General features: G+C 63.6%; 10 protein-coding genes and 1 pseudogene. 9 read left to right on the top strand and 2 right to left on the bottom strand.

From position 1 onward, the window contains the following. Positions 1-518 precede the first annotated feature (518 nt). Positions 519-1,262, top strand: coding sequence for an acetoacetyl-CoA reductase (gene phbB / locus PAN31117_RS03735; RefSeq protein WP_150737031.1), 744 nt, complete (start codon positions 519-521; stop codon positions 1,260-1,262). 42 nt (positions 1,263-1,304) lie between these two features. Further along, positions 1,305-1,895: a hypothetical protein gene (locus tag PAN31117_RS03730; RefSeq protein WP_150737030.1), complete on the top strand. Its 591-nt coding sequence runs from the start codon at positions 1,305-1,307 to the stop codon at positions 1,893-1,895. On the opposite strand, the gene PAN31117_RS03725 is transcribed toward PAN31117_RS03730, so the two are convergent. After that, the gene (locus PAN31117_RS03725; protein WP_246188906.1) at positions 1,877-3,895 is read right to left on the bottom strand and encodes a PHA/PHB synthase family protein; all 2,019 of its coding nucleotides are present in this window, start codon (positions 3,893-3,895) and stop codon (positions 1,877-1,879) included. The two genes, PAN31117_RS03730 and PAN31117_RS03725, sit on opposite strands and share 19 nt — an antisense overlap. Before the next feature lie 111 nt (positions 3,896-4,006). Further along, on the bottom strand, positions 4,007-4,690 hold the full coding sequence (locus PAN31117_RS03720) for a phosphatase PAP2 family protein (RefSeq protein WP_150737029.1): 684 nt from the start codon (positions 4,688-4,690) through the stop codon (positions 4,007-4,009). Positions 4,691-4,967: 277 nt separating this feature from the next. Here PAN31117_RS03720 and PAN31117_RS03715 point away from each other — a divergent pair, with 277 nt between their 5' ends. The 7 genes and pseudogenes from PAN31117_RS03715 (at position 4,968) to PAN31117_RS03685 (ending at position 11,470) form a co-directional block, all read left to right on the top strand. After that, positions 4,968-6,119 carry an acyltransferase family protein gene (locus PAN31117_RS03715; protein ID WP_150737028.1) on the top strand — a complete coding sequence of 384 codons (1,152 nt, stop codon included), beginning with the start codon at positions 4,968-4,970 and terminating at the stop codon, positions 6,117-6,119. 125 nt (positions 6,120-6,244) lie between these two features. Beyond that, positions 6,245-7,237, top strand: a complete 993-nt coding sequence (locus PAN31117_RS03710) for a sensor domain-containing diguanylate cyclase (RefSeq protein WP_150737320.1) — start codon at positions 6,245-6,247, stop codon at positions 7,235-7,237. A gap of 169 nt (positions 7,238-7,406) precedes the next feature. Further along, on the top strand, positions 7,407-8,279 hold the full coding sequence (locus PAN31117_RS03705) for a M23 family metallopeptidase (protein WP_150737027.1): 873 nt from the start codon (positions 7,407-7,409) through the stop codon (positions 8,277-8,279). 144 nt (positions 8,280-8,423) lie between these two features. Further along, positions 8,424-9,410 (top strand): metallophosphoesterase family protein, encoded by a 987-nt coding sequence (locus tag PAN31117_RS03700; RefSeq protein ID WP_174990808.1) that lies wholly within the window; start codon positions 8,424-8,426, stop codon positions 9,408-9,410. Positions 9,411-9,425: 15 nt separating this feature from the next. Beyond that, entirely contained in the window at positions 9,426-9,824 is a 399-nt protein-coding gene (locus PAN31117_RS03695; RefSeq protein WP_150737026.1) for a cupredoxin domain-containing protein, read from the top strand. A 97-nt stretch (positions 9,825-9,921) separates the two neighbouring features. Continuing rightward, positions 9,922-10,632, top strand: a pseudogene (locus PAN31117_RS03690) (RNA polymerase sigma factor); the annotation flags it as partial. Next, positions 10,625-11,470: an anti-sigma factor family protein gene (locus PAN31117_RS03685; protein ID WP_246188904.1), complete on the top strand. Its 846-nt coding sequence runs from the start codon at positions 10,625-10,627 to the stop codon at positions 11,468-11,470. The pseudogene PAN31117_RS03690 and the gene PAN31117_RS03685, both read left to right, overlap by 8 nt. Positions 11,471-11,496: the final 26 nt, after the last annotated feature.

Genomic DNA, 11,496 nt, shown 5'->3' with positions numbered 1-11,496 from the left:
AACGGCCACGAAACCGCTCGACGCGCACCCCTGTGACTATCGATAGGGGCGGGTCATTGGATTGTTGTTGATGAGGTGCGAATGACCAACCAACAAATTATTTTGGAGTACGATGTCTGACAGGCGTATCCGCAAGCGTGTACGCGAGTGTAGTGTCAGCAGATGTCACATTGCATGCAATCGACGTGGTGCTGACGCGCATGTCAGAAAGGCTACTCTCCGGGACAAATTGTCACAACCGAGGAACGTTGTCGTGCGCATCGAGTCGCACTCGGGCCAGTTGCAATGACTGGCGACATCGCAGCGCTGACACCCGGCAGTTCATAAAAAGAGCAGCACAGGAGGTCGATGCCGGCAGCGCGCTTTTCGATGCTGACGGTGCCGAGTGGCGCTGCGGCTTGACCAGGGTCAAGCGAAGTCTTTGCCGGGGTGTCGATTGCTACAGCAAGTCGGTCGTTCGCGACTATGCTGGATGTATCCGAAGTTTAACGACAGACGTTAACCAGAGACGGATAGCCATGACAACACGAACAGCATTGGTGACAGGTGGCATGGGCGGTTTGGGCGAGGCGATCAGCCTGCGTCTTGCCGATGTCGGCTACCGCGTTGCGGTCACTTGTTCACCCCAAAATCACGATTGCGAAGGATGGGTCGAGCGCATGCGCGCTACAGGCCACAATTTCGCCGCCTATCGTGTCGACGTTGCCGACTTCGCGTCCTGCGAGGCTTGTGCGAAAGCCGTCGAATCGGACTCCGGTCCGGTGGATATTCTCATCAACAATGCGGGGATTACGCGCGATGCCACCATGCGCAAGATGACAGTCGAAGACTGGCAGTCGGTATTGCGCACGGATCTGGATAGCGTTTTCAACATGACCCGGCCGCTTTTTGGCGGCATGGTCGCGCGTGGCTGGGGACGCATCGTCAACATCTCCTCAGTCAACGGCAGTCGCGGCGCTTTTGGGCAAGCAAACTATGCGGCCGCGAAGGCGGGTATGCACGGCTTCACCAAGGCGCTCGCACTGGAAGTCGCCAAATCGGGGGTGACGGTCAACACAATCTCGCCCGGCTATCTCGCGACGAAGATGGTCACGGTCGTGCCGCAAGACGTGCTCGAATCGCGCATTCTTCCGCAGATTCCGGTCGGCCGACTTGGCCGTCCCGACGAAGTGGCTGCGCTCGTCGCCTTTCTTGTGTCGGACGACGCAGGTTTCATCACCGGCAGCAACCTCGCCATCAATGGCGGCATGCATATGGAGTGACGTGCAGCGACGCATCAAAACTACTGACTTAGGAGATTGACGATGTCAAAGGAAACGAATCCGGCACTGGCGCTGGTCAAACTGGGTACGGCGAGCGCGCTGGATGCTTACGGGATTCTGCTTGAAGCCGCGCAACGCACGCATCAATTGCAAGTGGAGCGCGACGGCGGGTTGCTCAAAGCCCATTCGGAAGCCGCCAAATCGCTGGGCGGTGCGAAAGACTTCAATGGTCTGCTGACGGCCCATCTGCAACTGCTCAATGGCCAGATCGCTCAGCAGAACGAGTTCTGGCGCGAGTGGCTGGCCGTATGTGCGAACAACCAGTTGCTGTGGGCGGAGCATTGCCGCAAGACGGCTGAGGAGCTACAGCACGGCATGGCTGGCGCAATGACGTTGCCCGACCTGATCGGTGCGGGCACGGCCGCAGGTGCGGCGACGCAGGCGGGCGAAGCGCCGTTGCAGAAGTGGTTCCAGGCATTCAACGAGGCGACGCAGGGCACGATGGATGCGTGGCGTCGCATGTCGACGGAAGCCGCCCAGGCGACCGAAGCCGCGGTGTCGCAGCAGTCGCCGCTTAACGGTCGCGTGCCGCCCAAGCGCGGCGGCAGCCACGCTCAGCGTTCGAGCACGTAAGTACCAGGCGCGTCGCCGAGCGAAGTCGCCGGCGGCCAGGGGGCTGCGACGGGTTTGTCGCCGCCCCCGTGTTTGCCTTGCGCCAGCAGCCACGCCTGCCATGCGGGCCACCAGGAACTTTGCATAGCGGGTGTCGTATCGAACCATTCGTCCGGGTCGCGATAGGCCGAACCGGCCACGCGCGTGGCGACCCGGTGATGACTGCGAGCATGTCCCGGCTCGCACACCACCCCCACATTGTGCCCGCCCGAGACGAGCGCGAACGTCAGATCGCCGTGGTTCAGCAGGTGCATCTTGTAGACCGAGCGCCATGGAGAAATGTGATCGCGCTCGGTCGCCACGACGAACATCGGTACACGAATATCCGAGAGTGCCACCGGTTGCCCGCCGATTTTGAGCGTGCCCGTCGCCAGCGCGTTGTTCAGATACAGTTCGCGCAGACATTGACTGTGCAGGCGTGCGGGAATGCGCGTGGTGTCCGCGTTCCAGACGGTGAAGTCGGTCGTCTGTGCAGGTGCGCCGAGCAGGTAGTCGCGCATGAGGCGCGACCAGATCAGGTCGCGCGAATTGAGCAACTGGAAGGTGCCTGCAAGTTGTTCTCCACCGATGAATCCTTGCCGCCACATCATCGCTTCGAGATACGCGACCTGACTCGCGTCGATGAACAGGCCCAACTCTCCCGGTTCGCTGAAGTCCGTTTGCGCGGCTAGCAATGTGACGCTGGCGAGCATCCCGGCATCGTCTGCTTTGCGCTTCGTTTGCCCTGACTGACCGGCCGATCCCGATTGACGCGCCAGCGTCGCCGCAGCGATGGCGAGCAGGGTGCCGCCGAGACAGTAGCCGCAGGCGTGGACGGGAACATCGCCGGTCATGCGACGCACTTCGCGCAAGGCCGTCAACAGGCCCGACTCCAGATAGTCTTCGAGGCCTCGGTCACGATCTTCCGGTCCAGGGTTATGCCACGAGATCATGAAGACGCTATGGCCTTGCGACACCAGATAGGCCACCAGCGAATGTTGCGCTTCCAGATCGAGGATGTAGTACTTCAGCAGCCACGACGGCACGATCAGTATGGGTTCACGCCAGGTCTGCGCCTGCGAAGGCGCGTATTGGAGAAGCTCGAAGAACGCATTGCGATAGACAACCTTGCCCGGTGTGGCGGCGATTTCGTGTCCGACACGAAACGCCTGACACGCCGCGGGGCCTGCGCCGGGGGCGTTGCCTGCCGCCATATCCCGCAGATCCGACCACCAGCGTTGTACACCCTTGACGAGGTTCTGCCCCTGCGTCTCGCGAATCGACGAGAGCACTTCGGGGTTCACCCACCACTGATTGCTCGGTGAAAAGACGTCGAGCCACTGCCGCGCAATGAAGCGCACGACATCGCGATGGTGCGGGTCGACACCGGGGATCTCGCCGGTCATCTCGTCGACAAATGCCTGCGTGTGCAGGAATCGCTCGCGCCACCAGGAGAACGGCGGCTTGTCCCACGACGGATCGCGAAAGCGTCGGTCGACTTCGTGCGGACCGCTGGTGTTCGTCGCACCGGTGCTTGCTGGCTTGTCGATGGCGGCGAACGCCTTGAACACGTTCAACTGATGGCCGGGCGCTGTCACCGCGTGCATGGCCCAGTCGGCCCATGCGAGGGCGACGGCGGCGGGCGAGACGTTGCCGGTGAAACGCGCGGTCGTCGCCATTGCGGCACGGTCGAGATGGTCGGTGAACGAGGTGGGTGGTGTGGCAGAGGGGGATGAGGAGGACGAGGGCGCTTCCGATGGCCTCGACTCGGGCGTGGCTGGCGTTGCCTTGCGCGTCACTGAGGGATCGGCAGTTGCCCCATGCGGCACCGTCCGACGCGTGGGCGGGTTGGCCGTCTTGGGCGCGCCACGAGACCTTGAGGCTGTGGACGAAGTCGGTGGCGGCGGCACTTCCGCCGTGATGCGGGACTTGTTGGATCGGGAAGTCGTGGAGCGGGACGTCTTGTCACTGCGAGCAGGCATGGCGGACTCCGTTCGGTCGCACGACGTGGGGCGTGCGTTTCACTGAATATAACGCACGCCACGTATGTCTACTCTGATCTACGACAAGTTGCCCCCGTGCGCAGCGACCGCCTAGCGCACTGAGGCAGGGCTCGGCGTCGGAAGCGCAGGCGTCACCGGTATCGCCGGTGCGGGCGCGGGCTTGCGGGCCAGCCAGCTATAGCGTTTGAAGGGCTGTTCGCGGCCCGACATGATAAGCGCGATGTCGGTGATCCAGCGTTGCGTCGGCACACTCTCGCCGTGCAGCCACATCATGAGCACGAACAGACTCGCGGCCATCGGCAGCGTCTTCAGGTTAGGCGCATCGTCGCCGCGCGTGTACCACGCGAATGCTGCACAGACCGAGAATCCGACGATACAGCCCGCAATCGACTCCGAGACCGAATGCGCCGACAGCGCAACCCGGGAGACGCCCACGGCCACGCTCCCGGCAGCCGCGAGCACGGTGCCGAGCACCCGCCACGGCCATGGCAGCTTGCTCAGCAGCAACCACGCGATGACCGGATAGACGGTCGCGGCAAAAAACGTATGGCCGCTGACGCCCGTGAAGTCGATTTCGCGAACGCCGAGTCCCCAGCCGAGGAACATGACCTTGGAGGCCGCCACGACGAGCGAACCCGCGCCAAACAGCGCAATCCAGGCGAAGGCGGCGTGCCATGCGCGTGCGGAAAGCAACCAGAGGATGAGGGCGGCGGCCAGCGGCACCGTGACGGCGGCGCTACCGAAATCGGTAATGGTGATCCAGAAGTTAGACATGACTGCCGAATGACGGCCCGGGAGCAGGGCGCTCCGGGCGAAAGCGCTATCTTACGCGCGCCGCGGTGACGAAACCAAATTGTCATTTGGCGGTGCGATCTTGGGGGCTTAATGGCGTCGGACAGCGCCGATGGCGGTTCGTTCGACCAAAGGGGGCGGTTTGCGACGGCGTGGTATGCCCCCCCGGTAACCCCGTCGAATTCGATGGGGTGTCACTGGGGCAGCGGCATAGTACGATGTCTGCGGTGTGACCCCCCGCACACCTTCCGGAGTTTTCATGGATTTACCCTCGGCGCAAGCGCCTGCGCTGCGCACGCGCAACGACGGCATCGACCTGCTGCGCGGCTTGTCCATTCTGTTCGTGGTCGTTCACCACCTCGCCCTGAAGTTTCGTCTGCCGCTCGGCCCGAGTTTGTTGGGCGACGTATTGCCCGAGCGCATCGTCAAGGGCATCAGTTTCAACGGTTACGAAGCCGTGTTTGTCTTCTTCGTGATTTCCGGCTTTGTGATTACGCGTCGTTCGCTGGAGCGTTACGGCTCGCTCGACGCTATGCGCTGGCGTCACTTCTATGCGCTGCGCGCCGTTCGCATCTTCCCGTTGCTGCTTCTGCTGCTGGCCGTGCTGTCGGTGATGCACCTGCTCGGCGTGCCGACGTTCGTGATCAACAAGCCGGGGCAATCGCTCTCCGGTGCCGTGACGTCGGCGCTCACGATGACCCTCAACTGGTACGAGGGCCGCACAAACTGGCTGCCGGGCGGATGGGATGTGCTTTGGTCGCTCTCCATCGAAGAGTGCTTCTATCTGGCGTTCCCATTGCTCTGCCTGTTGCTGCGCGGGCCGTGGCGCGTGCTCGCGCTTGTGGCGCTTGCCATCTCGTTACCGTGGACGCGCGCGGCGCTGGCAGGCAACGAGATCTGGCAGGAGAAGGCTTATCTTCCGGGCATGGCGGCGATCGCCTGGGGCGTGCTCGCGGCATTGCTGACGCAACGTGTGACGCTCGCGCGCGGTGTTGCCCGAGGCCTCGGCGCGCTGGGCGTGGCAGGGTTGCTTGCCGTCGTGTTTTTCAACGACGTGTTGTGGCCGCCTCTGCATGACCACGTCATGTTGCTGCTGTGTCTGAGTGCGGCGCTGTGGCTCGTCGCCGCGCATGGCTCCACGCGTGCCATGCCGATCGGTTTCGGCTGGCTGACGCAAATGGGCCGCTGGAGTTACGAGATCTACCTCAGCCACATGTTCGTCGTGCTGGCCGTGACGCCAGCGTACCGTGCGCTTGCGGGCGACGACATGCGCTGGACGTTCCTCGTCTACGTGCCCGTGCTGATCGTCTGCACGCTGCTCGGTGGCGCGCTGCATCGGCATGTGAGCAGACCGGCTGCGCGGCGTCTGCTGCCGCGTCAGCCAGGTGTGATGCCAGCCGCAGCGTTGTGATTCGTTGGCGCTTGCGGTGCTGCAACGGGCGTTTTGAGGTGAGTTTCCAAACGCGCGATGGTACATTTCGGGTTCACGCTTTTTGAAGAACAGGATAGGTCGTGACCCAAAACGCCGTCGCCGTGATGCCCGAAAGCAATACGCTTTTGGAGATCGTCAAAACACAAACCGAAATTGCCAAACTCGGCCTGGATCTCGGCGGCGTGATGGCCTTCGTGGCGGAGCGGGTGCAACATCTGACGCAAGCCAATGGCGCGGTGGTGGAACTGGCCGAAGGCGACGACATGGTGTACCGGGCGGCGTCCGGTGTCGCGGCCAACCTGTTGGGCATGCGCCTGTCGCGCGACGGCTCGCTCTCGGGCCAGTGCGTGAAGACAGGCGAGATTCTTCGCTGCGACGATTCCGAGACCGATCCGCGCGTCGACCGCGAGGCCTGCCGCAAGGTCGGTCTGCGCTCGATGATCGTCACACCGCTCAAGCATCTGGACACGACCGTCGGTGTGCTCAAAGTCTTCGCGCCGGACCCGTCGGCGTTCCCCGATGCCGACGTCCGCACGCTTGAACTGATGAGCGAACTCATCGCGGCGGCGATGTTCCATGCGGCGCGCTTCGAGACGAGTCAGCTCTATTTGCAAGCCACGCACGATGCGCTCACCGGCCTGCCCAATCGCGCGTTGTTCTACGACCGTTTGCGTCAGGCCGTGCATCTGGCACTGCGTTCGTCGTCGCGGCTCGGCATTCTGAACATCGATATGGACGGGCTCAAGCCCATCAACGACCGCTACGGCCATCGTGCGGGCGACGCCGCCATTCGTGCCGCCGCGGAGCGCATGAACGCCACGGCGCGACGCTCGGACACGATCGCCCGCGTGGGCGGCGACGAGTTCGGCATGATTCTGTGCGGTATCCATTCGCGCGAAGACGCCGAGGCGCACAGCCAGCGACTGGCACAGGAAGTGGGCGCGCCGTTTGAGTTCGAAGGCAGGCCGCTCGAACTGGGGGTGAGTGTGGGCATTGCCATGCTGCCCGACGACGGCACCGATATGACGCAACTGATGGATCACGCCGACGAGGCGATGTACGCGATCAAACGCACGCGTCCCGGCACGCGACGCTGATCGGCGCGGCGGCGCAGCGCTCGGCACTCGTAAGTCCGCACATTGCGTTGTGCAAATTCCCAATTTCCCTAGTTTTGGCCGCGATCTGCGGTTAGGTTGGGCCATTTCCTACTAAGTTTCGCCCCTTCGCCCCGTAGACTGCGTCGTTTCCGATTCAGTCTGTCGAGCGATGTCTTTCTCTATTCCTTTCGCCAAGCGCACGCGCGCAGCGTTGGACAGCGGTTTGGCCGCGACCGTCTTCGGTCTCTGGATGGTCGCGCCGCTATCGGCGACGGCGGCCGCGGGAGCGCCGTTGCATCTGCATCCGCGTCTGACGGGGCCACTGTTTGCTCACAACGGTCCGTCTGCGGTGTTGCCTGCGGTGTCGGTCAATCAGTCAGTCTGCGGCAAGATCACGCCGTTGTCTCCGATTCCCGTGTCGGCGGCCAGCCGCTGGCATACGTCGGCGGTGCAGGGGCGCGCCAGCCTGTTTGTCCCGTCGACGGCTGCCCGTGCGGTGTCATCGGCCACGTCGTTCGTTACGCCGGTGGCAGGCGCGCGCGTGTCGTCGGAATTCGGCACACGGCGCCATCCCGTGCGCCGCGTGTCGCATACCCATACCGGCGTCGATTTTGCGGCACCGGCCGGCACCCCGGTGCTTGCGGCTGCTGACGGCCGTGTGAAGTTCATCGGTTTCGAGCGTCGCGGGTTCGGACACTACGTGGTGATCTCGCATCGCTATGGCAGCGAGACTGTCTACGCGCATTTGTCCGCCATGGAGCGTGGCCTGCGCGTCGGCGATGCCGTCGTGGCCGGCAAGCAGATCGGTGCAGTCGGTCAGACGGGCATGGCGACCGGCCCACATCTGCATTTCGAACTGCGTCGAAACGGCAATCCGGTCGACCCGCGTCCTTTGCTGAGCCCGCGCGGAGCGGATGCTGTCAAAGCCCAAACAATCGCTACAGCCGATAGTGGGTGCCAGAGCGTGCTCAACGTTGTGCCGTCGTGGCACACGCATGGCCGCACCGGCGCACTGCCTCGGTGGAACGACTCGCCGCTCTGATCCCGGCTTCGATGTTCGTCTCTTCGCAACGTCGCTCAGGCGTTCGGGAATAAATCGTCGGGTGCGCCGGTATTACAGATAACGGCGCGCTCGAAACTCTGTCATGGTGACGAACCGGGCGCCCTCATTCTGTGGAGGTGTGCCATGAGCGATCGTGATCCGAATGACGGTGGGAAAGACGTAGCCGACGCGCCAGCGATGTCGCGTCGTCGTGCGATGGCCTGTCTGGCGTGGGCCGGGGCGGGCATTTTATGGACGCTCGACGGCGGCGTGCCGCGCGGCCTCCCGCTCGCGACGATGCTGGGCGGTACGACGGCCTCGGCTGCCGAGAAGCCGTCGTCCGGCACGCTCTCGTTCGTCCAGATCAGTGACAGCCATATCGGCTTCAACAAGGCCCCGAATCCCGATCCGGCCGCCACGCTTCAATCCGCCATCGAGCGTATCCGCAGTGCCGCACAGCGGCCTGCGTTCATGCTGCACACCGGCGACGTCAGCCATCTTTCCCGGGCCGAAGAGTTCGACACGGCGCAGCAGATCGTGAACGGCGCGGGTCTCGAGACCCACTATGTGCCGGGCGAGCATGACGTTATCGGCGACGACGGTCGTGCCTTCTTCAGCCGCTTTTCCCCCCGCAGCGGGGGCAATGGCTGGTACAGCTTCGATCAGCAGGGCGTGCACTTCATTGCGCTCGTGAACGTCCTCAATCTCAAGGCGGGTGGCATGGGCTACCTCGGCGACACGCAACTCGACTGGCTCGCCGCCGATCTCAAGGGCCGCTCCCGCAGCACGCCGCTCGTCGTATTCACCCACATGCCGCTCTGGTCCGTCTATCCGGCGTGGGGATGGGGGACCGACGACGGCGACCGCGCGCTTGCGTTACTGCGTCCGTTCGGATCGGTGACGGTGCTCAATGGCCACATCCATCAGGTATTGCAAAAGGTCGAAGGCAACGTGCGATTGCAGACGGCGATGTCGACGGCGTTTCCGCAGCCTGCGCCGGGTGACGGTCCGGGGCCGGGACCGTTGAAGGTCGACGCATCGCAACTGCGGCAGACGTTGGGAATTCGCCGCGTCGATTTCACTTCGCTGGACGGTGCACCGCTGTTGGGCGACACCACGCTGGCGTCATGACCCGGAGGTGCCGCCATGAAATCGTCCTCTTTGTTCTCTTCGTCTCCTTCGTCACGCCTGAGCCCGCATGCCGCGCAACGTCGCACGCTGCTGGCAGGTCTCGCCGTCGCGGCGACCGGTATGCTCGTGGTCGCCGGGCGAGCCGAGGCCGCTGCCGCAGATCCGGGCGCAGTCCACATCGAGAACTTCACCTTTTCGCCCGCAACGCTCACGATCAAAGCTGGCACGCGTGTAACGTGGACCAATCGCGACGACGAGCCGCACACCGTCACGAGTTCGTCGAATCCACGCACGTTTGCGTCCGGCGCGCTCGATACCGACGGCACGTTCGCGTTCACCTTCGACAAGCCGGGAACGTACCCGTACTACTGTGCGATTCATCCCCATATGACAGGGGTGATCGTCGTGAAATGACCGTTCGCGCGTGCAGATGTGATTCAATGAGCCCACTGACGTTGTTTGCAGATGGCTGCGACGATCATCGAGATATCGTTCGCGATGTCACGTGTAGCGTCAGTCCGACTCACGCGGGCACAGTGTTGCCCGATCTCGGGAGATCCTGGTGACCGATGCGGACACCCCTGGCGCTCAGGCGTCAGGACGATTCGAAGCACTGGCCTTGCCGCATCTCGATGCGGCCTACAACCTTGCGCGCTGGCTCTCGGGCAGCGCAAGCGATGCGGATGACATCGTGCAGGAGGCCTATCTGCGTGCGCTGCGCTTTTTCGACGGTTTTCGTGGCGAGAATGCGGGGGCGTGGCTGCTGGCCATCGTGCGCAATACCTGGATGACCGAGTGGCGACGCCGCTCCGACGCTGCCGACGGCACGCCGTTCGACGAAGCGATGCACGGCTTGCACGAGGCGGATCGTCTGCCGGGGTGGGATGACGCGTCACCGGGAGATCCGGAAATGCTGGCCGTGCGCCGCGACGAATGTGCGCTGGTGCGCGAGGCGCTTGCTGGCTTGCCCGTCGTGTTCCGCGAAGTGCTGGTTTTGCGTGAGATGGAGGATATGAGCTACCGGGAAATCGAGACGATCGTCGGCGTGCCTGCGGGCACGGTCATGTCGCGGCTCGCGCGCGGCAGACAGATGCTCGCGGCGGCATTGCGCGCTGCGCAGGAGGGCGGGGCGGCAGCAGCTTCTTCGTCCTCATCTGCGCAAGTGACACGCCTGACGCGCTTGCCGCTCGACGGCACGACTCGGGGAGGACGCGATGAGTAAGCATGACGACATGCACGACGATCCCAAAGACCTGCCGACGACAAGCGAAACCACCACGCTGGGCAAGATGCTTCGGGACGGCTCGTTGCATCACAACGCGCCGCAAGCATTGCGTGAACGGCTTCGCGACGAGTTGGCGAATGCCGAGCGCCGTGCCGTCGCGCAGGAGGCGGTGAGCGCATCGTCGGCTTCCGACTTCCAGCGCGAAGTCAGGCAGGATGATAAGAAGGGAGCGAAGCCGGAAACCAGACCTGCGAAACCCGTCAAGTCCACTGGTGTGGAAACCGCGTGGGGGCCGAGTCTTGCGCCGTGGCTGTTCGGTGGCGCGGGCGGTGCGATCCTCGGCGGGCTGGCGGTGGCGATGGCGTTGCTGGTGGCGCGTCCGCCAGCACCCACGCAGGCGCCTGAACCGGCTGCTCAGAGCGGCTTGCAGCCGCAGGAGATCGTGTCGAGTCACGTGCGCGCGTTGTTGTCGCAGCATCCGATTGACGTGATTTCGACGGACCAGCATACCGTCAAGCCGTGGTTCAACGGACGCCTCGACTACGCACCGCCGGTCGTCGATCTGGCGGACAAGGGATTCCCGCTCGCGGGCGGACGTCTGGATTATGTCGGCGGTCGCACGGTGTCGGTACTCATCTATTACACCGACAAGCATCCGATCGACGTCTACGTATATCCGGCACGCGACAAGGCGTCTGCTGCGCCCATGATCACCGGCAGCGACGGCTATGCGATTGCCCGCTGGCGACGCAATGGCATGACGTACTGGGCGATCACTGACGCAGAGCCGTCGCATCTGCGTGTATTCGTGGAGGCGTTACAGGCGGCGACCTGATATCGTGACGGCTGTTGATCGATATT

The sequence above is a fragment of the Pandoraea anapnoica genome (assembly GCF_902459765.1).
Taxonomy (GTDB): Bacteria; Pseudomonadota; Gammaproteobacteria; order Burkholderiales; family Burkholderiaceae; genus Pandoraea; species Pandoraea anapnoica.
This window is presented reverse-complemented; position numbering and strand designations above follow the sequence as displayed.